This is a genomic window from Altererythrobacter chaiwopuensis, from assembly GCF_054957755.1.
The window spans coordinates 846704-868399 of record NZ_JBTXJG010000001.1 but is presented as its reverse complement, the minus strand read 5'-3'; the positions used below and the strand labels follow the sequence as shown (position 1 = coordinate 868399).

General features: G+C 63.1%; 19 protein-coding genes and 1 tRNA gene. 8 read left to right on the top strand and 12 right to left on the bottom strand.

The annotated features are described in order from the left end of the window. Window position 1: 1 nt before the first annotated feature. On the bottom strand, window positions 2-1315 hold the full coding sequence (locus ACX2DJ_RS04260) for a NupC/NupG family nucleoside CNT transporter (protein WP_462571178.1): 1314 nt from the start codon (window positions 1313-1315) through the stop codon (window positions 2-4). 139 nt (window positions 1316-1454) lie between these two features. Here ACX2DJ_RS04260 and ACX2DJ_RS04255 point away from each other — a divergent pair, with 139 nt between their 5' ends. Continuing rightward, a complete protein-coding gene (locus ACX2DJ_RS04255) occupies window positions 1455-2141 on the top strand; it encodes a queuosine precursor transporter (protein WP_462571177.1) in 687 nt (228 codons plus the stop codon). A 52-nt stretch (window positions 2142-2193) separates the two neighbouring features. Here ACX2DJ_RS04255 and ACX2DJ_RS04250 read toward each other — a convergent pair. Beyond that, window positions 2194-2269 (bottom strand) — tRNA-Lys (locus ACX2DJ_RS04250). A 42-nt stretch (window positions 2270-2311) separates the two neighbouring features. After that, a complete protein-coding gene (gene folK, locus ACX2DJ_RS04245) occupies window positions 2312-2815 on the bottom strand; it encodes a 2-amino-4-hydroxy-6-hydroxymethyldihydropteridine diphosphokinase (protein WP_462571176.1) in 504 nt (167 codons plus the stop codon). Between the two features lie 100 nt (window positions 2816-2915). On the opposite strand from folK, the gene ACX2DJ_RS04240 reads away from it, so the two are divergent. Continuing rightward, complete coding sequence (locus ACX2DJ_RS04240; protein ID WP_462571175.1) at window positions 2916-4349, top strand: M20/M25/M40 family metallo-hydrolase; 1434 nt, start codon at window positions 2916-2918, stop codon at window positions 4347-4349. 86 nt (window positions 4350-4435) lie between these two features. Here ACX2DJ_RS04240 and aguB read toward each other — a convergent pair whose 3' ends face one another. Continuing rightward, window positions 4436-5299, bottom strand: a complete 864-nt coding sequence (aguB, locus tag ACX2DJ_RS04235; protein ID WP_462571173.1) for an N-carbamoylputrescine amidase — start codon at window positions 5297-5299, stop codon at window positions 4436-4438. 16 nt (window positions 5300-5315) lie between these two features. Beyond that, the gene (locus ACX2DJ_RS04230) at window positions 5316-6191 is read right to left on the bottom strand and encodes a class I SAM-dependent methyltransferase (RefSeq protein ID WP_462571172.1); all 876 of its coding nucleotides are present in this window, start codon (window positions 6189-6191) and stop codon (window positions 5316-5318) included. Between the two features lie 114 nt (window positions 6192-6305). Here ACX2DJ_RS04230 and msrA point away from each other — a divergent pair, with 114 nt between their 5' ends. Continuing rightward, complete coding sequence (gene msrA, locus ACX2DJ_RS04225) at window positions 6306-6836, top strand: peptide-methionine (S)-S-oxide reductase MsrA (RefSeq protein WP_462572546.1); 531 nt, start codon at window positions 6306-6308, stop codon at window positions 6834-6836. Here msrA and ACX2DJ_RS04220 read toward each other — a convergent pair. Further along, entirely contained in the window at window positions 6833-7219 is a 387-nt protein-coding gene (locus tag ACX2DJ_RS04220; protein WP_462571170.1) for a VOC family protein, read from the bottom strand. The two genes, msrA and ACX2DJ_RS04220, sit on opposite strands and share 4 nt — an antisense overlap. Before the next feature lie 126 nt (window positions 7220-7345). Here ACX2DJ_RS04220 and ACX2DJ_RS04215 point away from each other — a divergent pair, with 126 nt between their 5' ends. Further along, a complete protein-coding gene (locus tag ACX2DJ_RS04215; RefSeq protein ID WP_462571169.1) occupies window positions 7346-8173 on the top strand; it encodes a hypothetical protein in 828 nt (275 codons plus the stop codon). Here the strand turns inward: ACX2DJ_RS04215 and ACX2DJ_RS04210 are convergent. After that, window positions 8163-9398 (bottom strand): RsmB/NOP family class I SAM-dependent RNA methyltransferase, encoded by a 1236-nt coding sequence (locus tag ACX2DJ_RS04210; protein WP_462571167.1) that lies wholly within the window; start codon window positions 9396-9398, stop codon window positions 8163-8165. The genes ACX2DJ_RS04215 and ACX2DJ_RS04210 overlap by 11 nt on opposite strands. Before the next feature lie 56 nt (window positions 9399-9454). Here ACX2DJ_RS04210 and ACX2DJ_RS04205 point away from each other — a divergent pair, with 56 nt between their 5' ends. Beyond that, complete coding sequence (locus tag ACX2DJ_RS04205; RefSeq protein WP_462571166.1) at window positions 9455-9622, top strand: DUF1674 domain-containing protein; 168 nt, start codon at window positions 9455-9457, stop codon at window positions 9620-9622. A 115-nt stretch (window positions 9623-9737) separates the two neighbouring features. On the opposite strand, the gene ACX2DJ_RS04200 is transcribed toward ACX2DJ_RS04205, so the two are convergent. The 4 genes from ACX2DJ_RS04200 to ACX2DJ_RS04185 form a co-directional block, all read right to left on the bottom strand. Beyond that, window positions 9738-11153: a cytochrome P450 gene (locus ACX2DJ_RS04200; RefSeq protein WP_462571164.1), complete on the bottom strand. Its 1416-nt coding sequence runs from the start codon at window positions 11151-11153 to the stop codon at window positions 9738-9740. Between the two features lie 91 nt (window positions 11154-11244). Next, entirely contained in the window at window positions 11245-12279 is a 1035-nt protein-coding gene (gene hemH, locus ACX2DJ_RS04195) for a ferrochelatase (RefSeq protein WP_462571163.1), read from the bottom strand. Next, window positions 12276-14549 (bottom strand): xanthine dehydrogenase family protein molybdopterin-binding subunit, encoded by a 2274-nt coding sequence (locus ACX2DJ_RS04190; protein ID WP_462572545.1) that lies wholly within the window; start codon window positions 14547-14549, stop codon window positions 12276-12278. Before ACX2DJ_RS04190 ends, hemH begins: the two co-directional genes overlap by 4 nt. A 2-nt stretch (window positions 14550-14551) precedes the next feature. After that, window positions 14552-15517, bottom strand: a complete 966-nt coding sequence (locus tag ACX2DJ_RS04185) for an Mrp/NBP35 family ATP-binding protein (RefSeq protein WP_462571162.1) — start codon at window positions 15515-15517, stop codon at window positions 14552-14554. A 73-nt stretch (window positions 15518-15590) separates the two neighbouring features. Here ACX2DJ_RS04185 and hflK point away from each other — a divergent pair, with 73 nt between their 5' ends. The 3 genes from hflK to ACX2DJ_RS04170 all read left to right on the top strand — a co-directional run bounded on the left by hflK (window position 15591) and on the right by ACX2DJ_RS04170 (window position 19308). Further along, the gene (hflK, locus tag ACX2DJ_RS04180) at window positions 15591-16751 is read left to right on the top strand and encodes a protease modulator HflK (RefSeq protein WP_462571161.1); all 1161 of its coding nucleotides are present in this window, start codon (window positions 15591-15593) and stop codon (window positions 16749-16751) included. Window positions 16752-16753: 2 nt separating this feature from the next. Beyond that, complete coding sequence (gene hflC, locus ACX2DJ_RS04175; RefSeq protein WP_462571160.1) at window positions 16754-17599, top strand: protease modulator HflC; 846 nt, start codon at window positions 16754-16756, stop codon at window positions 17597-17599. A 200-nt stretch (window positions 17600-17799) separates the two neighbouring features. Continuing rightward, a complete protein-coding gene (locus ACX2DJ_RS04170) occupies window positions 17800-19308 on the top strand; it encodes a Do family serine endopeptidase (RefSeq protein ID WP_462571159.1) in 1509 nt (502 codons plus the stop codon). A gap of 89 nt (window positions 19309-19397) precedes the next feature. Here the strand turns inward: ACX2DJ_RS04170 and ACX2DJ_RS04165 are convergent, their stop codons facing one another. After that, window positions 19398-21599: a transglycosylase domain-containing protein gene (locus tag ACX2DJ_RS04165; protein WP_462571158.1), complete on the bottom strand. Its 2202-nt coding sequence runs from the start codon at window positions 21597-21599 to the stop codon at window positions 19398-19400. Window positions 21600-21696 lie beyond the last annotated feature (97 nt).

The window sequence follows — 21696 nt, the reverse complement described above, 5'->3', positions numbered from 1 at the left end:
CTTAATAAGGCAGGAACAGGCTGGCCAGCGCCGCGCTCATGAGGTTGGCGAGGCTGCCGGCAGCAAGTGCCTTGATACCGAGCCGCGCTATCACCGGTCTTTGATTTGGCGCAAGCCCCCCCGTCACCGCCATCTGGATCGCGATCGAGGAGAAATTGGCGAAGCCACATAGTGCGAATGTGACGATTGCGCGGCTGCGTTCGGTCAGCCCCTCGAGCTGGCCCAGCTCGATGAAGGCGACGAATTCGTTGAGCACGATCTTGGTCCCGAACAGCCCGCCGGCGAGCTGCGCCTGCTGCCAGTCGGCGATGCCGATCAGATACATTACCGGGGCGAAGACCCAGCCGAGGATCTGCTGGAAGGTCAATTCGGGGTAGCCGGCCCAGCCGCCTAACCCACCGAGGATACCATTGGCCAGCGCCACCAGCGCCACGAACACCATCACCATCGCGCCCACGGCGACCGCCAGCTTGACCCCGGTCTGGGTGCCCTGCGCCGCCGCCTCGATCAGGTTGGCCGGGCGATGCCCTTCCTCGAACGTCTCGGCGACCTCGACTTCATGGGTGCTGGACCCTTCGGTGATCGCGGCCGGTCCTTCGGCGCTGATCCGCGCATCAGGCAGCACGATCCGCCCCTCGGGCGCTGGCTCGCCTTCGTCGTCGGGCATGATGATCTTGGCCATCAGGATACCGCCGGGGGCCGACATGAAGGCGGCGGCGAGCAGGAAGGGCACCGCGTCCTCGCCGATAAAGCTGGCATAGGCCGCCAGGATCGTTCCGGCGACCCCAGCCATGCCGACGGTCATCAGGGTAAACAGGCGGCTGGGTGAAAGCGCGGCGAGATAGGGCCGCACCACCAGCGGGCTTTCGGACTGGCCGACGAAGATATTGGCCGCCGCGCCCAGTGCCTCGACCTTGCTGATCCCGGTGATCCAGCCGATCGCCCCGCCGACCCAGCGCACCAGCCGCTGCATCACGCCCCAGTGGTAAAGGATCGAGACGATCGCCGCGAAGAACACGATCACCGGCAGCGCCGCGATGACGAAAGTGTTGACGAAGGGGTTGGCGTCCATCGGTCCGAACACCGCGGAAATGCCGACCTTGGAATAGTCCAGCAGGGCAATCACCCCGTTGGACAGCCCCTGGATCGCAGTGACGCCCCATGGCGTACGCAGCACCAGCAGCGCCATCAGCATTTGCAGCGCGAAGGCGGCCCCGACAATCCGAAGCTTGATCCTTCTTTTCCCGTTCGACAGCACAAAGGCGATAGCCAGGATCGCGGCGATCCCGGCAAGACTTACAACAAACTGCGGCATCTGCGCCCCTTTGCGGCCCGACAAGTTGCGGATGAAATCAAACGCTGTCTTGCGCGCGCGCCGCCATTAGTCAATTTTCGCATGGTGCGAGCGCAAGCTCCGTGCACAGATCATTTCTGCCAGAAGGGCTATTTCCAGCATGAGCGAACACGATACTCCGCAAGCTGCCGCCGCTGCTGCCATGCCGCGTGGCCTGTTCGTGTACATGCTTCTCTATGGCGGGATGACGGTGCTGGCGGGCGTGTTGGCTTATAAACAGGTGCAATTGCCGCCCAGCGATCTTGCGGTGGAAGCGGGCATTTTTGCCTTTCTGACGCTGGTGGTGATTTCGAGCACGGTGGCCCAGCTTTATGGTCAGAAGATTGCCAACCGGATCGTGTGGTGGGGCTTCGTTCCGCTGGGCGTATCGGCGCTGCTCATGCAATTGGTGCTGGCTCTTCCGCCATCGACCGAGATGGTCGCGTTCCGCCCAGACGACCTTGCCGCTTTCGAACAGGTGCACCGATCGACCTGGCGCGTATGGCTGGCCGGGCCCGCCGCCTATCTCACCTCACTGCTGCTCAATGTATGGATCTTCTCGAAACTGCGCGGCAGCGGTGAGAATTCCACCTTTGGCCTGATGGCGCGCGGCGCGATCGCCTCTGCATTAAGTCAGGCGGTCGATTCGGTGATTTTCATCACGCTCGCCTTCTATGGCGAATTCGACATCACCAATCTGATGATCGGCCAGGTGCTGGCCAAGGTCGCGCTCAGCTTCGTGCTGGTGCCGTTCCTGATCACTGGCGGGGTGGCGCTGGCGCGCAGGCTCGACGCTTCGGCCCGGTAGGCCGGGGCGCACGCTTGTGCGCCGCCGCAGAACGATCAATCAAAAGCGAAGGTGGTGAGCCCTGCTGGGCTCGAACCAGCGACCTACTGATTAAAAGTCAGTTGCTCTACCGACTGAGCTAAGGGCCCACCTGACATGCCCCGCTGATCTCAAGCGCGGCACAGAGCGCGTCACCTAGGGACAGGTCGCGGCTTGGTCAAGCGTGCATAAAGCTGCGCAATCGACAATCCTGTCACCGGATCGCGCCAACCCGGCGCGATGGCCTTTGCCGGGCGCAGCACGAAGTCTCGCTGGCGGAATTGCGGATGCGGAATGGCAAGCTCCCGCCCGGCCCAGATCCCGCCATCCCACAGCACAATGTCAAGATCGAGCACCCGCGCCGCCCACCGCTGCCCGCGCCGCCTGCCGAACGCCTGCTCAATCCCCTTGAACAGTGCCAGCAAAGCTGCCGGATCACGGTGCGTCTCGATTACCGCCGCGGCATTGGCAAAGCGCCGCTGCGACGGCCCCATCGGAAAGCTATCGCTGATGGGCGAGGCAGCGTGGAACAGCAGTCCAACATCTTCGAGCACTTCGATCGCGGCCCGCAAGACTTCACGCGGCGGCCCGTCTGCCGGATGCCGGATATTCGAGCCCAGCGCGATGAGATAAACGTGCGATGCAGCGGCCATCATGCCGTGCGTCCTAGCGCGGGCGGGCGTGCTTGCAAGCGCAGTCGACTTTGCTGCTGGCAAAAGCTAGGCAATCGGATTGTGACAAGGGGGAACCGGAATCATGCGTTGCTTTAAACTTCTCGGGACTGTGGCCGCATTTGCTGCGGCAGCCGCATCGCTGCCAGCCGGTGCATATGACGAACACAGCCGCGAGCTGACGAGCGATCAACAGGTCGCGCTCGACATTTACAGGGATATTGTCAGCTTCCGAACGGCGCGGGGCCACGGCCAGGTACCGGCCATGGTCAGCTATCTGGTCGAGCGGTTGAAAGCTGGCGGTTTCGCCGATGAAGATATCATGGTCACCGATTATGACAGCGAAGGCGAACCGACCCAGGGGCTGATGGTGCGTTATCGAGGCGATGGCGCTTCGGGCGAAAAGCCGATCGTGTTGCTTGCCCATATGGACGTGGTGGACGCGCTGCCGGAAGACTGGGAACGCGCTCCGTTCACGCTGACATCCGAAGAGGGTTATTTCTTCGGACGCGGGACAATGGACAACAAATATGGCGTGATGAATCTGACACAGACTTTCCTGCGGCTGAAGCGTGAAGGCTGGGCACCCGGGCGTGATCTGTATCTGGTATTCTCGGGCGATGAGGAAACGGGAATGATTTCCACCCGCGCACAGGCGCGCTGGGTGGCCGAAAACGTCGATCCGGCGTTCGTCCTGAACAGCGATGCAGGCGGGTTGGCGTTGAGCAATGATTATGCCCCGCTCGCGATGCGGGTGCAGGCCGCTGAAAAGACCTTTGCCACCTTCGAGCTTACCATCACCAACCCGGGCGGCCATTCATCCCGCCCGCGCAAGGACAATGCGATCTACGAGTTGGCAGAAGCACTTGGCCGAATTGCACAATACCAGTTCCCGGTCCGCGCCACGCGGCTAACACGATCATATCTTGGCGCCTTGGGGCAACAGGCGCCCGGAGAGCTGGGGCAGGCAATGCGCACATTCGCCGCCAATCCGGACAGCCCACAAGCGATTGCAGTGTTGCAAGCCGATCCCGAGACGGTCGGCACGCTGGGAACTACCTGTGTGGCGACCATGCTGCGCGCCGGACACGCCGAAAACGCTCTGCCACAAAGCGCTACTGCCACAGTCAATTGCCGCATTTTCCCGGGTATCGGCGCAGCGGCCACCGAAGCCACGCTGCGCGAAGTGGTTGGCAATGACAATATCTCCTTCAAACTCATCACGGATGTTACGGAGAGCCCGGAGTCAGGCTTGCGGGAGGACGTGAAGGCAGCGCTGGCCAAGAGCCTGAAAGCACGCTGGGACACAGAAATCCCGATCATTCCCTATATGGAATCGGGCGGTACGGACGGTATGCATTACCGCACGCTCGGCTATGATACAGTCGCGATCAGCGGCGCTGGCTCCCGCCCGCAAGACATGTTTGCCCACGGGCTCAACGAAAGGCTCCACGCCGATACCTTCTTCCGCGGGCTCGATCACTGGTACATCATGCTGAAGGAACTCGCCGGCGGCTGAGCTTAGGGTCAGGACCCTATAGCGGTTGTCGCATTGCTTATTGCAGAAAACCGGTGCCCACTTTTCTGCGCAACGCTCCTGCCGGATCAGATATCCTCAGCGATCCGCCCGTAAAGTTGCGGTCGTCGATCGCGGAAGAAGCCCATGCCCGCGCGGTGCGTGGCGGCCTGCTCAAGATCGAGCGTAGTCACCAGCACACCCGATTCCTCCTTGCCAAATTCGCACACCAGGTCGCCCCATTCGTTGGTGATGAAGCTGTGGCCATAAAAGGCCTGCCCCTGCTCCACCCCGATGCGGTTCGATGCCACCACCGGCATGCAGTTCGACACCGAATGCCCCTGCATCGCGCGGCGCCACATGCGGCTGGTGTCAAGATCGGCGTCATAGGGCTCCGAACCGATCGCGGTGGGATAAAACAGCACTTCGGCGCCCTTCAATGCCATCACCCGCGCGCATTCGGGATACCACTGGTCCCAGCATACCCCCACGCCGATACGAGCGGGGCCACAGGAGGTTGGCACGTCCCACACCTTGAACCCGTCATTCCCGGGGCGGAAGTAGAACTTCTCCTCATAGCCCGGCCCATCGGGAATGTGGCTTTTGCGATAGGTGCCCATGATCTCGCCGTCAGGCCCAATCATCGCCAGAGTATTGTAGTAATGATGCCCGTCGCGCTCGAAAAAGCTGGTCGGGATCGTGACTTTGAGCTGGGCGGCGAGCTTGCGCATGGCGATGACCGAAGGATGCTCAATGGTCGGGCGGGCCAGCGCGAACTGCGCCTCGTCTTCGGTTTTGCAGAAATAGGGGCCGGAAAACAGCTCGGGCGGGAGCACGATGTCCGCACCGCGCGCGGCAGCCTGTTCAACCAGCGCGGTGACCGCAGCGATGTTTTCGTGCTCGTCTTCGCTGCCAAGGGCGAGCTGGAGGGCGGCGACAGTGATTTCTCTCATGCGCCGCCCTTTAGCTTTACGGTCGCTTCTTGAACAGCAGCGTCATGCGATCGCTCTCGCCCAGGTCCTTGAGCTCCTCGCGCTTGGTGCGCCAGACCGGCGGCATTTCCCACACGCCCAGTGGGTGATCGGCGCTATCCTGCGGATTGGCGTTGACCTCGCTCTTGCCAACGAGCTCAAAGCCATTGACCTGCATGAAGGCGATCACATCGGCTTCGCGCAGATAGCCCTTCGAGCCGTCGACATAGGACCATGGCGCATCCGCTTTCGCACGATGCTGGACGATGCCGATCATGCCGTCATCCTTGAGCAGTTCGCGCATGGACTTGATCTCGCTGTCGGCGGTGCTCGAGCGCAACATGTTGTGCAGCATGCGAATCACGAGGATCCGGTCGAAGGTGCCACGCTGCTCGTCGGGAATGGTTTCGAGCGTCATGCCGCCAAACTTCTCCGCAGGCAGCCCGGTAAATCCGGCCACTTCAGCGGGAAAGGCCGCAGCCGCATCGCGCACGCGCTGCTGGCGAACGGGATCCGAAGTTGCGGTCAGCGGATTGGCGTAGATGCCGACCAACTGGCCCTCGCCGCCCAGATAATGGCCCAGCAGGCGCGAATACCACCCGCCGCCAGGGGCGTATTCGCCCACTTTCATGTGTGGGCCAACATGGAAGAAGGCGAGCGTTTCGCCGGGATGGCGATGCTTGTCGCGCGCCCGATCCTGCGCGCGGGTCGGGTGGTTGATCGCGCCCGACAGGGCTTCGCCGTGATGCTTCATGAAAGTGGCTTCGTCGTGCTGCCCATGATGTGGCTGCTCGCCGGATCTGTGGTGATCGGCATTGGCTGTTGCCGCCAGTGCCAGCGCAGGCAGCGCAGAGGCCAGGATCAGCTTTTTCATTGGTCCAGTTCCTTTCCCGAATAATTTCGTAGCTGCTGATAGATAGACAGCAAACGATGACAATAACGCAGTGGTTCCCTATCTTCCCAAGCGAAGGAGAATTCAATGAACGATGTGCAACGGGCAATCGTGGCTGGGGGGTGTTTCTGGTGCACTGAAGCGGTGTTCCGCGACGTGGTTGGCGTGAGCGAGGTCGAAAGCGGCTATATCGGCGGCACCACTGCGCACCCGACCTACAAGCAAGTGTGCAGCGGCACGACCGGCCATGCCGAGGCGATCCGCGTCAGCTTCGATCCCGGCGTAATCTCGCTCGCAGAAATTCTCGACGTGTTCATGGGCACGCATGACCCGACGCAGCTCAACCGCCAGGGCAACGATATCGGCACGCAATATCGCAGCGCGATCTTCCTGTCGGACGATCTCGACCGGGATGCAGCCGAAGCCGCCATCGCACGCTGGCATGCAGAGCATCCTGGCGAAACTGCCGTGACCACTATCGAAGGCCCCGCCGAATGGTATCCGGCCGAAGACTATCACCAGGAATATTGGGAGGGCGAAGGCCAGCGCAATCCCTATTGCCTGGCAGTGATCCCGCCCAAGCTGCAGAAGCTGCGCAAGAGCTTTGCGGCGAAGGTCAAGGGCTAGCGCTCCGCTGCGGAGAGCCGCCAGGGTGGGAAACGTCGATCCGGCCCGGCATGGAACAGGCACAGCCGATTGCCCGATGGATCGCTGAAGCGCGCTTCGCGCCAATTCCAGCGCTCGTCGCGCGGCGGGCTGTCGAAAATGATGCCAGCGGCTTCAAGTTCCGCATGTTTTCCGTCGATATCGTCAACTTCGAAATAGAGCAGCGTATCGCCGGGCGAATGCACGGCATCGTGGTGAAGCGAAAGCGTCGACGAGCCCGAGGGCAGCTCGAACCGCGCATAGCGCCCCTCTGTCAGTACGATCAACTTGAGCCCGAGCTTGCGATAGAACGCTAGCGAGGCGTCAAAATCGCGCGCGCCGATCGTCACCTGATTGAGATCCATTGTCAGTCCTTTCCAATTCGCATCAATTTTCCAGGACTGAATATATGCAAGCTCAAGCACACTTGAGGTCAAGCCCTTTTATGCAAATGCTTGTCGCAATCCGCTCGCTCTGCAATCGTGCCAGCCATGCCGCAGACACCCGACCGATCCTATACCCGTGGCAACACCGTCCAAGACGACGGCACAGTCGCCTTCACCTGCTCGACCGATTGCGCTGAATGGCCCTGGCTCGAATTGCCGCCGCAACATCCGATCGTGATCCAGACGCAGAATTTCTGGACCAGCATTGGCGCCTCCGCCGCACTGGGCACGCTTGAAGATGGCAAGTGGAGCGCATTGACCTGGACTGACTGGGAACTGGGCGATCGCAGCACAGGCCACGCCGCGCGCGGCACATTCGCCCGCACGCTGGTGGATGACAAGCTCGCCTTCGAAACGCGGTTGTTCGACGATGCAGAGCGGCTGATCGTTGCCATGCGCGGGCGCGGTGTCGTGTTCCGAAACCGCAATTTCGAGGCCTGGCGCGAGGGGGCAAAGCGGGAAGTCGTCCGCCGCTCACCGCCGGAGGGATTCCCATATGCACCGCGCCGCTTGCTCGGCCTGTCCGAGCGCGAGCCGCCGCTTGTTTCACGCCTCGACGGACCGCAAGCGAGCGCGCTGATTACCAAGGCGAACGGGCTGATGCCCGGCCACCCCTATTTCACCGGATCGGGCGATCATGTAAATGCGCCGCATCTGGCCGAGGTGGCCCGCCAGATTGCCAGCCTGTTATGCGACGGCGCAGCATTGCTGGTGACTGGCGGCGAGATGGACATGCACCGCTATGTCGAGCTTGATTGTCCCTTCGATATTCGTGTCACCGCGCACAGCGCGGGTTCGGCAGTGATGGAAGTGGCCCAGATGGATCGCCCATGCGCACTGCTGACGCTGCGCTGGGAAGTGCTCAGCGCCTGATCCACCGCGCGATGAAGAAGCCATCCAGCCCGCCTTCACCGGCCAGCATTCCGGGATGCGTGCGCAGCCAGCCCTGAGGCGTGGGTGAAAGTCCCGTCGGCAGTTCTTCCGGTGTGATCGGCAGCGGCTCCAGCGCAACCTGCACGGCCTGATCCTCGCCCTCTTCGCGCTCGAGCGAGCACACCGCATAGACCAGCACGCCGCCGGGCTTGAGCCAAGCTGTGGCGCGTTCAAGCAGCGCCGCCTGCAGCTCGGTCATCTCCCCGATCTGGCGCGGGCCGATGCGGTGCAGCACATCGGGGTGGCGGCGGCAGGTGCCGGTGGCGGTGCAGGGCGCATCAAGCAGGATCGCGTCGAAATGGTGTTTCGGCTCCCAGCTGAGCGCATCGGCGCGGATGGGAGATGCCTTGAGGCCAGTGCGCTTGAGATTGTCCTTGAGCAGGTCAAGCCGGCGCTTGCTGAGATCGAGCGCGGTGACCTGCCAGCCAGCCGCCGCGAGCTGCATGGTCTTGCCGCCCGGCGCCGCGCACAGGTCAAGCGCATGCTTGCCATCCCCCGCGCCGAGCAGACGCGCGGGCAATGACGCGGCCAGATCCTGCACCCACCATGCGCCGTCGCTGAATCCTTCGATCTTCTCGATCGCTTCCCCGCGCGGCAGGCGCAGGTGGCCGGGCAGCAGGCTGTCTGCGGCAAGCTGGGTTGCCCAGCGCTGCGTTTCGGCAGGATTTCGCAAGGTCAGGTCAAGCGGAGGAGGATCGGCAAGGCCGCTGGCGATTGCCTGAGCCTGCTCGCCCCACCGAGCGCGAACCGCCCCGGGCAGGGTCGGCGCATCGGGCAACGCCACTTCGCGCTTGATCAGCGCAGAAAACACGCCATGCGCCAGCCGCCTTGGCCCACCGGAAAGCAGGGGCAATGCGGTGGCGATCACGGCATGCGGCGGGGTATCCAGCCGCAGCCACTGTGCCAGCATCATGCGTAGGACACTGCGCGGCTTGGCATCACCGGGCAAGTTGGTCTTGGTGGCGCTGTCGATCAGCGCATCGAGATCGGTCAGCCAGCGCAGGCTCTCGTTGGCGATGGCCCGGGCCAGTGCCTTGTCGGGCCCGCTGCGCACCGCTTTCAGCGCGGCATGTTCGGCCTGTTCAAGCGTTTCGCCGCGGCGCAGCACCGCGTCTAGCATCTGCAGGGCGGCGCGGCGCGCGTGGATTCCGGGGGGTTGAGCCATGGCGCGGCCCTTAGGCCGTATCGACATCAAGCGCCAGCGGGCGCATAAGGCCTGCCATGGAACGCCCCGCAAAACGCACCGGCAAACGCCCCGACGCCTTCAAAAAGCCCGCGCACTGGACCAGCGATCCCCCGCCCGAACCGAAGGAAGGCAAGGTCGAGGAGAAGCTTTCCCCCACGCGCTATGGCGATTGGGAGAAAAACGGCATCGCGATTGATTTTTGAGACCACGCGTCATTGGGAGCCGCAGGCGAAGCAATCCAGCTATTGGCCTTGCGGCTATGACAAATGTCGCTTGCTGGATTGCCGCGTCGCCCTTGCGGGCTCCTCGCAATGACGTTCAAAGCGAACGAAAAACCACCTTCAACCCGTCCTTGGGCTTGGGAATCGGCCAGGGCTGCCACTCGGGATCATAGCCCTCTGCGATCTCGATCGAGTATCTCTGCAACAGCTCCGCCAGCAGGATCTTCACCTGCATATATGCGAAATGTAGCCCCAGGCACATATGCGCGCCGCCGCCAAACGGCACCCAGGCATATTTGTGCCGCGCCTTCACCTTGTCCGGCGTAAAGCGCATCGGGTCGAATCTGTCCGGCTCGGGCCAGTATTCCTCCATATGGTGCACCATGTGGATGTTGATCCCCACCATCGCGCCCGCGGGAATGGTGTAGCCGCCATATTCGAAGCTCTTGAGCGCGCGGCGCGGCATCGAGGGCACCGGCGGAATCATCCGCAGCGCTTCCTTGAACGCCATTTCGGTCAGTTCGAGCTTGCCAAGATCGTCATAGGATAGCGGGCGCGGATTGCCACTCGCATCGGGCCCGCCGGTGACCGCGATAATCTCCTGCCGCAGCTTTTCCTGCCAGTCCGGGTTCTTGGCCAGCAGGTAGATCAGCGAAGTGGCGCTGGAAGTGATCGTGTCATGCGCCGCCATCATCAGGAAATTCATGTGATCGACCACCTCGTCGACCGGCAGCAGCGAACCGTCCTCGCGCGTGGCGGTGGCGAACTGGCTGAACATGTCCTGCCCGCCGCCTTCGGCGCGGCGGCGATGGGTTTCACGGGTGAAATAGTCGACGAGATAGCTGCGTCCATCAACGCCCTTCTTCATCTGCGTGAAGGGCAGCGGCCTACGCACCGGGGCGACCGAGGCCTGCACCATATCGACAAATGCCTTGTTGATCTTGTCTGCTTCCGGGCCCCAGGAAATGCCGATGAAACTGTCCGCCGCAAGATCGAGCGTGAGCTGCTTGATTGCGGGATAGAACAGCATCGGCTTGCCGCCCCAGCTCGCCACTTCGCGGGCAATCCCGCGCCCCAGCGCACCCGCATAATGCCGCATGGGTTCCGGCTTGAACGCGATCGACAGCGCCCGCCGGTCAGCCCGATGATGGTCGAAGTCGATCAGCATCAGTCCACGCGGAAACAGCTGGTCGAGGATCGGCCCCCAACCCTGCTCGCTGGAAAAGATCTTGTCGCGGTCAAACAACAGCAGTTCGTTGGCCTCAGCGCCGATCAGTGCCACCTGCCAGCCGCCGAACGCCTTGCCCTTGTAAACCTTGCCGTATTTCGCGACCATTTCCTTCGCAAAACCATGCGGATTTGCCAGCATTCGAAAAGTGTTGCCGACGATCGGCCAGCCGGCCTCGCCCGGTATATGATCGAGCGCTTCAGGCGGCAGCTTTTCCGACCAGTGCTTGGGGTGAAATTCTTCGGCAAGCTCGGTCGCGGGCGCGGATTTAACAAGCGTGGCCATCGGGAAGTCCTCAATCGGGTGGTGAATTGCTACTTACCTATGTGTAAATAATCGCTCGCCGCAAATCCAGTTCCGATTGCCCGGAAAATCGTCAGATCCAGCCAGCCAGCTCGCGCCGGGTGATCGTCTCGAGCATGTCCATGCCGGCGGTGGAAGCATTGAGGCACGATAGCACCGCATAATGTTCGCCCCCCGCAGCTTCGAACTGTTCGCGACCGGCGATGGCAAGCTCTTCCAGCGTCTCGACGCAATCGGCGGAAAAGCCCGGCGCGGCCACCGCCAGCCGCCGCGTGCCCTTGCCGGCCTCGGCCTCGAGCGTGGCGTCGGTGGCGGGCTCGAGCCATTTGGCGCGCCCGAAACGCGACTGGAACGTTGTCTCGATCCGTAGATCGACATATTCAGCGCGGGCCGCCAGCCGTTCACTCAAGAGCCGTGCAGTCTTGCGGCACTGGCAGTGATAGGGATCGCCCAGTTCAAGCGTGCGTTGCGGCATCCCGTGAAAGCTCAGCAGCAGCACTTCAGGCTCGAATTCGAGCGCCATAAGCTGGCGCGTGATGTCAGCTTCCAGGGCATCGATATAGGCCGCATCGTCATGATAGGCGGGCAAGGTGCGCAAGGCCGGTTGCCAGCGCATCTTGCCCAGCGTTTCTGCCGCCTTGTCGACCACGGTCGCCGTCGTCGCGGCACAATATTGCGGATAGAGCGGGGCCAGCAGGATGCGCTCGCAACCCGAAGCATGCAGCGCCTCGATCTGGGCGGGAATCGAGGGTTGCCCATAACGCATGGCGTGGCGCACGATCACCGCATCGCCGAGCCGCTGCTGAAGCCCCGCCGCCTGGTCCTGCGTGATCGCTGACAGCGGTGAACCGCGATCGGTCCACACCTTCGCATAGGCCTGGGCACTCTTCTTCGGGCGCGTGTTGAGGATGATCCCGCGCAGGATCACCTGCCAGATGATCTGCGGAATCTCGATCACCCGCGGGTCAGACAGGAATTCCTTCAGGTAGCGCTTCACCGAAGGCGCGTCAGGCGCATCGGGCGTGCCCAGATTGACCACCAGCACGCCGATCCTGCCGCTCCTGACCGGTTTGTGATCTGACGGAAGTTCTTGAGGCAGCCAGGTCATAGACCGCCTGAAAGTAGGGGCAGGCGGCGCAAGCGCAAGCCGGTGGCCGAGTAAAAGGCATTGGCAATCGCCGGAGCGGCGATCACTGCGCCCAGTTCGCCCGGATCGAATGCTGGCGCCTCGCTGGCGATGAAATCCACCTCGATATCCGGGCAATCGGCCAGCAGGGGCAGGGCCAGCGCGGCAAGCTGCTGCGCTTGCGGCAGGCCGCCGGAATAGCGCGTACTGGCCCCCATCGCACTGGCCAGGCCGAACACCAGCCCCCCTTCGATCTGCTGGCGTGCGATATCGATATTGACGATCCGGCCGATATCGACCGCCGCCACGAGGCGGCTCACGCGCACGCCCCCTTCGCCCTGGCGCGCAGTCGCAACGCAGGCGATGCGTCCGCCGCTTTCGACATCACCGATGCGGTGGCAGGCGATCCCCTGCCCGCTCTGATCACCCCCGCCGCCCCATTCGGCCAGCCGCGCGGCGCGCTGGAGACAGGCGGCGAGCCGCGTGTCATCCCCCAGCATCGTCATGCGGAAAGATAGCGGTTCGCGCCCGTTGCGGCTGGCGATCTCGTCAATGAAGCATTCCATCGCAAAGGCGGTATAGCCATGAGCATTGCCGCGCATCCGCGAAACCGGCAATCCGATCTCCACCGGAATATGGTCGACCGCGAGATGAGGGATGGCATAGGGCGGCATCGCACCCTCCACCGCCAGCGCGTCAGCTGCGCCTTCGGAGTCGCGGATCGCCGCCCAGCTCGTCTTGTTCTCGAACAGGCGCTGGCCGAATTCGAGATTGGCCGGCGGCATGGCAATGCGCGTGCGCAGCGCCTCGATCCGCGCCTCGCCATCCCGGCTCAGCTTGGCGCGCAGCACCAGCGCTGCGGGCGATCGGGGGCGGGCGGCCAGCATTTCCTGCCAGCGCGACCAGATCAACTGCACCGGGCGGCCAATCTCGCGCGCGATCAGAGCCGCTTCGATCGCGTGGTCATGTTCATAACGGCGATCGAAGCTGCCTCCTGCCGCCATCGGGTACAGCACGACATCCTCAACCCCGATGCCTAGCGCACGGGCCGCCGCGATGCGCGCCTGCTCGGGCGCCTGCGAGGCAATCCACAGCTCGAGCTTTCCATCATTGTAGCGCGCGGTGGCGCTCGAGGTTTCCAGCGTGGCGTGCACGCCAGCCTCGATGTCATAGCGCAGCGCCAGATCCGGCTCTTTCACCAGGGCATCGACATCGCCTAGGCTGGCGATCCGTTTCGCCTTGCCGGTGGCCAGCGCATCATCGATCCGTTGCTCGATTTCATCGCTGTCAACCACATGATCGACCCGGAAACGCGCGCGCATGGTGTCGAGCGCCTGTTCGGCAGCCCACCAACTGGTCGCCGCCACCGCCAGCCAGCGCTTTCCCTCAACCGCGCCCACGATCCCGCGGATATTGCGCGCGTTGAAGGGGTTGAACTCGACCAACTCTGCCTTGTCGACCGGCCCGTGACGGATCGCGGCATAGACCATGCCGGGCAGCCGCACGTCGCTCGCGAACTGGAACGTGCCGTCAACCTTTGATGGCAGGTCCAGCCTTGGATAGGCCGTTTGCGCATCGGCATTGCCGGGCAGGCTATCCTCGCCATTGGGCTGCGGGCGCAGCGGGGGCGGATCGGGCGGATCGAATTCCACTGCTTCTGCCGCCAGTTCGCCAAAGCTCAGGCGATTTTCGCCGTGCCGGATAAAGCCGCCCTCTGCCTCGCATTGCTCCCAAGCCACGCCCCAACGCTCGGCCGCCGCCTGCGCCAGCATGGCGCGCGCAGCCGCGGCAGCTTCGCGGCATGGCTGCTCGAATGCATCCAGCGAAGTTCCGTCGCCTGTGGCGTTGAAGCGGTTGTTTTCGGCAAAGCGCCGCGCCAGGAAAGCGTCAGGTTCATCGGCAAGGCCAGGCGCAAAGGGCATCCACAAAGGCGCCCAGCGCGCGGCAAGCGGGACATTGGCATATCTTCCGCTGACCGGTGCCGGTTCAACCGCGATCTGGCGCCAGTCCGCGCCCAGCTCTGCCGCCACAATCTGCGGCAAAAGCGTGGTGATGCCCTGCCCCATCTCGAGCTGCGGCACCGCAACGGTGATCACCCCGTCGGCTGCTATCTTGAACCAGGCGTCGAACACCTGCTCGTTCTCACGCGGCTCAAGCGGATTGGGGAAGCTGCGCGGATAGAGCGTCCATGCCACCAGCAGGCCGCCGCCAATCGCGGCCCCGGTCAGCAATCCGCGGCGAGTAACCGGCATGATCAGCCCTGTTCCTGTGCCAGCCATTCAGCGACCTGCCGCGCAATCCCCGCAAAAGCCTCACCTTCCGGTGTGTCCTGCGCGGCGGGGGGATTGCCGCTATCGCCCGCCTCGCGAATCGGCAGGGCAAGCGCGATCCGCCCGAGGAAGGGCAAGTCGACCTTCGCTGCCATGGCTTCGAACCCGCCCTTGCCGAAGGGATCGGAAACTTCGCCGCAATGCGGGCATTGGTATCCGGCCATGTTTTCAACCAGCCCGATCACCGGCACATGGCCCTGCTCGAACAGCTGGCCGGCCCGCGCCGCATCGATCAGCGCAAGGTCTTGCGGGGTCGAAACCAGGATCGCCCCGTCTGGCTTGTGCTTCTGCAACATCGAAAGCTGCACATCACCGGTGCCCGGCGGCAGGTCGATCAGCAGCAATTCCGTGTCGCCCCAGTCGGCATCTATCAATTGCGACAGCGCATTGCCCGCCATCGGCCCGCGCCAGGCAAGCGCCTGCGCCGGCTTGACCAGAAAACCCATCGACAGCACCGGCACGCCGTGTTTGCCAGTGACGGGCACGAGCTTGTCATCACGCGCTTCGGGTTTCCTGCCCTCAAGCCCCAGCAGCTTGGGCTGCGAGGGGCCATAGATATCGGCATCAACCACGCCGACCTTCATGCCCAGCCGCTGCAGCGCGACCGCCAGATTGGCGGTTAGCGTGGACTTGCCTACGCCGCCCTTGCCCGAACCCACCGCAATGATCCGGCGGTGCACACGGTCCGCCATCATGGCCACGCGCACTTCGCCGACATTGTCGAGCGCGCCCAGACTGGCGGTGACCTCCTGCTCGATCGCATCGCGGTCGGCGGCGGTCATTCCGGTCGCATCGACCACCACCACGGCGCGGTCACCCACCAGTTTGGCCGACTTGATGCGCGGCGCGATAGCTTCGGGAATGTGGTTTGCCAGATCCTGCGAATTCATAGATGCCGCACCTAGCACCAATTTCGCACACGCAACCCCTGTTTTTCGCAGAAACCACCCCTATAAGAGTTCCATGGATATGTTCGACAATTTCAAAAGATCGATCGGCCTTGCCATGGCCGGCAAGAAAAACCCGTGGGGCGGGGGCGACGGTGAAAGGCCTTCCGGCGAAGAGGGAGACGGCTCCGGCGGCGATGACAAGGGAGCTGGCGAAGGGCCGCGCAACCCATGGCTTCCCGGTGGCGACAACGAGAAACAGGATCGTGGGCGCCGCTCTGCCAATATCGAGGATATCTTCAGACAGCGCGGCCCCGAAGGCCCGCGGCGGCGCGGTGGTGGGCCGGGCGGACCCAACTTCCGCTTTCCCGAGCGGCCGGGAGGCAAGAGCTGGCTGCCGTTGATACTGGGCGGGCTTGCCGCATTGTGGCTGTTCACCACTGGCGTGCATTTCGTCCAGCCGCGCGAGCAGGGCATCGTCACCTGGCTGGGCGGGAAATTTTCCGACACGCTCAATCCCGGCACGAATATTACCATGCCATGGCCGATCCAGCAGGTGGAAGTGGAGAACGTCAGCCAGATCCGCTCTGAAAAGATTCCCGATGGCGATCAGGAGAAGCTGATCCTCACCTCTGACCAGAACCTCGTTGATCTGAGTTATCTGATCCGCTGGAACATTTCCGATCTGTCCCTGTACAATTTTCAGCTCCTGGACCCGCGCGAAACGCTGCTGGAAGTGGGCGAATCCGCTATGCGCGCGGCGGTTGCCAAGCATGATCTCGACACGGTGCTGACAGGTGCCGGGCGCGCCGAGATCGAACAGGAAGTGCGCGAGCGGATGCAGGCACGGCTCGATGCCTATCGGTCGGGCATCAAGGTGCAGGGTATCGAAATCAACAAGACCGATCCGCCCAGCCGGGTTGAAGAGGCATTCAAGGACGTCTCCTCGGCGCAGCAGGATGCCGACGCGGCGATGAACCGGGCCCGCGCAATCGCGCAGCAATTGCTCGCCCGGGCGCAAGGCGACGCGGCTGAATTCAATAACATCTACGCCGAATACCGGCTTGCGCCCGAAGTGACGCGGCGCCGGCTCTATTACGAAACCATGGAAAGCGTGTTGTCCAAGACCGACAAGACCATCATCGAAGCTGACGGGGTCACACCCTATCTGCCGCTGCCTGAAGTGAAACGCCGGGCACAGCAACCACCCCAAGCGCAGCCGCAAGGAGGCCAATGATCATGGAATCGATCTGGCAAGCCTATAAGGGCGCGATCATTGCCGTCGGCATTCTGCTCGCCCTCACCTTCAGCAGCATGGTGATCGTGCCTGAAACGCAACAAGCAGTGGTGATCCGCACTGGTGAACCCGTGCGCACGATCAACAGGTTCAAGCCCGATGTGCCGTTTGGCCAGACTGGCGCGGGCGTTGCCTGGCGCGTGCCCCTGATCGAACAGGTGCAAATGGTCGACCGGCGGGTGCTGGACCTCGACATGGAGCGTCAGCAGGTCCTCTCGAACGACCAGCAGCGCCTGCAAGTTGATGCCTATGCCCGCTACCGGATCATTGATCCGGTGCGAATGGTGGAACGCGCCGGGACAGAGGAGCAGTTGGAATCCGCGCTCGTGCCGATCCTCACTTCGGTCTTGCGGCAGGAACTGGGGCGGCGGCCCTTCGCTTCGCTGATCAACGCCGAACGCGGCACGGCGATGCAGAACATCACCACTGTTTTTGACCGGCAGGCGCGGCAATATGGCGCGCAGGTGCTCGACGTGCGGATCAAGCGCGCGGACTTGCCCGAAGGGCGCCCGCTTGATGCTGCCTTCATCCGCATGGAGACAGACCGCCAGGAAGAAGCGGCCGCGATCCGCGCTGCGGGCCAGCGCGACGCACAGATCATCCAGGCCGAGGCGCAAGCGGAAGCTGCGCGGATCTATGCCGATGCCTATGGCAAGGATCCGGAATTTTACGACTTCTACCGCGCGATGGAAAGCTATCGCCGGACATTCGAACAGGGCGCAGGCGAAAGCTCGATGATCCTGTCGGGTGACAACGAATACTTCCGCCAGTTCGGCGGTCGCCGCTGATTGGGCCGCGCCATCGCGCTGATGGCATAGCGAGCCGACGAACCGCCCAATGCGGTCTGCCGGTGACAGGCACCGTTCAAATGCGGTTAAGTGCCGTTGTAGCCATAATCAGACCGCAACCGGGGATTGAGAACGGCGCTGCTTCGGAAACGATCCGAAGCAGCGCGCCAACCGAGAAGCAACAAGAGGACGATAAGCCTGTGCGTTACGTATACGGACTGACAACCGCGCTGCTGGTGGGTGGCGCAACCCTGTCGCTGGCCACTGGTTACCCTGCCGGTGCCCAGGTGGCGCAGAATGACCAGACCAGGATCGAACAGATCGTGCCGCGCAATGGTGCGCCGGCAAGCTTTGCCGATCTGACCGAGCAATTGCAGCCCGCAGTGGTCAATATCTCGACCCGCCAGCGAATCGAGGTCAACACCAATCCGTTCGCGGGAACGCCCTTCGCCGACCTGTTCGGAAGCAGAGGCCAGGCGCAGCCGCAAACCCGTGAGGCGCAATCGCTCGGCTCAGGCTTCATCGTTTCATCTAACGGCTACGTAGTGACCAATAATCACGTGATCGCGCCTGACAATCGCGCCACGCTGGAAGAGATCACCGTAACCATGCCCAACGGCACAGAGTACCGGGCAGAACTGGTTGGCGCCGATGCCGCGTCTGACCTGGCAGTGCTCAAGATCCAGTCAGACCGTGACTTTCCGTTCGTCAAATTCGGCAGTTCGGGCAATGTGCGCGCAGGCGACTGGGTGATCGCGATCGGCAATCCGTTCGGCCTGGGCGGCACAGTCACGAGCGGTATCGTGTCCGCGGTTCTGCGCAATGCCGGTGGCGGCGCCTATGACCGCTATATCCAGACCGATGCCAGCATCAACCGCGGCAATTCGGGCGGCCCGCTGTTCGATATGCAGGGCAATGTGATCGGCATCAACAACGCCATCATCTCGCCCACAGGCGGCAGCGTGGGTATCGGTTTTGCCATTCCGGCCGACACTGCCGCTCCAATCGTTGAGCAACTGCGGTCCGGCGCGGAAATCGAACGCGGCTTCCTGGGCGTGAGCATTATGCCGGTAAGCGATGATCTGGCCGATTCGCTCGGCCTGCCGCGCAATCGCGGCGAGTTCGTCCAGACCGTGGTGGCCGATGGCGCGGCCGATCGCGCCGGCATCAAGCCGGGCGACGTGGTGACGGCCGTCAACGGCAAGCCGGTGACGAAAGATCAGACGCTGTCCTTCCTGGTCGCCAATATCGCGCCGGGCACCCGCATCCCGATCGACCTGATCCGCAACGGTGAGGAACTTCGCGTTTCCGCAACGGTCAGCAAGCGCCCGACCGAAGACGAATTGCGGCGCCAGCAGACTTTCGACCCCGAAGCCGAGCCGGAAAATGTGCCCGATTCCAACGGTGCAATTGAAAAAAAGCTGGGCCTGCAAGTACTCACCTTGACGCCGCAGATCGCGGGCCAGCTGGGCGCTAGCCAGGACACAGTTGGCCTGGTGATCGGCGCGGTCGATGGCAATGCCGACGCCGCAGCCAAAGGGCTGAGGCGCGGGGACATCATCCTGTCTGCGAACTATCGCCCGGTCGCCTCGCCCGCAGACCTTGAAGCCATCGTGAACGAGGCGCAGAAGGCAGGCCGCGAAGCCGTGCTGCTGCGCGTGCAGCGCCGGGGCGGATCGCCAAGTTATGTCCCGGTGCGGATGCGCTAGACCAGGCCTAACCTGACTATTGCGAAGGGGTGCTGCGGCCGGGGCTGCAGTGCCCCTTTGCTATTGCGGCGAAGGAAATGGCGCTGGCGTTAGCGTTGTTCGGCGCGCTGGCGTGCTGTCTGGGCGGGCTGGATAGTACGCGGCATCGGCGGCCCGGGCGGCAATTCCTGCCCGGTCGCCTGCTCGAGGAATGCATCGCTCGCCGCCTGGCCCGCTTCTCCAGCGGGTGCAGGGTTTTGTGGCCGGCCCGGCACCTGCTCTCCATCCACGCCAAATGGCCCGCCACCTTCGCCGCGATTGGGCTCAATCAGGTTGCCTTGTTCGTCGATGTAATAATATTCGCCGGGATCACCGAACAGATATTCATCGTCAGGCTCCAGCATCCAGCCCGGCAATTGCACTTCCGTGTCGAATTGTTCGATCGGGCGATCCTTGACTGCAACCCGCATATAATCCGAAAAAGCACGTGCCGGGGCCCGCCCACCGGCCAGCCCGCCCACTGCGCGCGCATCGTCGCGGCCCATCCATACGCCAGTGGTGACACCGGAAGAAAAGCCCACGAACCAGCCGTCCTTGTTCGAACTGGTGGTCCCTGTCTTGCCTGCCACCGGCCGGCCGATCTGCGCCGCCTGGCCAGTGCCGGTGGCAACCGCAGTTTGCAGCAAGTCGGTGATACCCGCGGCGACATAGCCCGGAACCAGCTGGCTCGTGCGGGGGCGGTTGTAGCGGTAAATCTCGTCGCCGCTTGCCGTGACAACCCGCGTAATTCCATAAGGCTCAACCGACGTCCCTTTGGCCGACACGGCCGCAAAAGCGCGCGCCATATCGATCAGCCGCACCTCGCTGGTGCCCAGCACCATCGAGGGAAAGGTCGAAATCGGTGAGGAAATGCCAAAACGCCGCGCCATCGATGCAACCGTGCCAAAGCCGACATCCTGGCCAAGCTGCGCCGCCACAGTGTTGATCGAATAGGCGAAGGCGGTGCGCACATCGATTTCGCCCACGAATTTGCCATTCGAATTGCGCGGGCTCCACCCGTCGATTTCAGTGGGTGTGTCAACCACCCGGTCATCCGGCGTATAGCCCGCTTCAAGCGCAGCGAGGTAGACAAACAGCTTCCAGGCCGAGCCAGGCTGGCGCTGTGCATTGGTGGCACGGTTGTAATTGGTTGCAACGTAATCGGTGCCGCCCACCATCGCCAGGATCGCGCCGTCCCGATCGAGGCTGACAAGCGCCCCCTGCGCGCCGGTGGGCGTGTTGGCGGTCACCGCTGCGGTGGCGGCTTCCTGCAGCTTTACGTCAAGCGTGGTCCAGACCTCGATCGGCTCGAATGTTTCGGGCAACAGCAGGTCGAGCTGCGGCAGCACGTAATCGGTGAAATAGCGCACCGAGTTCTCTGCACCGCGGGGCTTGAGCCGCACGGCATCGACATCGACCGAGGCCTGCTGCGGGGTGATATAGCCCTGTTCGCGCATCAACTGCAGCACCACGCGCGCACGGCCCACCGCGGCATCGACATCGGCAGTGGGAGAATAACGCGAAGGCGCCTTGACCAGCCCGGCGATAATCGCGGCCTCGGCGATCGAAAGCTCGGTCGCGGGATGGCTGAAGAAGTTGCGGCTGGCGCTGTCAATGCCATAGGCGCCGCCGCCGAAATAGACCTTGTTGAGATAGAGCTCGAGGATCTGCTCCTTGGAGAATTTCCATTCCAGCGCCAGCGCCAGCACCGCTTCACGCAATTTGCGATCCAGCGAGCGGTTGCTGTTGAGGAACAGGTTGCGCGCGAGCTGCTGCGAGATGGTGGAAGTGCCGCCAATCCGCTTGTCGCCAGTGAAGGATTCCACCACGGCACCGGTCAGGCGGATCGGGTCAATCCCGAAATGCGAGAAATAGCGGCGATCCTCTACCGCCACCATCGCGTCCTTCATCTCCTGCGGGATTTCGGCATAGTCGAGCCATTCGCCGAAGCTGGGGCCAAGCTCGACGATTTCGGTGCCATCGCGCGCGCGCACCACGATGGTCTGGCCGGTCTGGGTCGCCTGGAGCTGGTAATAGCTGGGCAGCGATTGCGCAGCAAATCCCACTGCAATGCCAAGGGCAAGGAGCCCCAGCAACACCAGCGCCACGCCGCCCATCATGACACGCTTGATCAATCGTCGCCCACGCGAGCCACCACCCCTGTGCCCCTTGGGCTTGCGGCTTGGCGGCATCGCACCCTGCCCACGCGCAGCGGCCGCACGGCGAGAGCCGCGCTTGTTCTGGTTGACCATGCGATTACCGCGCTTCGACATCGGAAACTACGTGAAAGCCCTGCTGCAACTGACCGCCGTGCGGCTTGCATAGGTGAGTTGTAACCCCGCGTGAACGGGGCGCGGGGCGATATCCTCC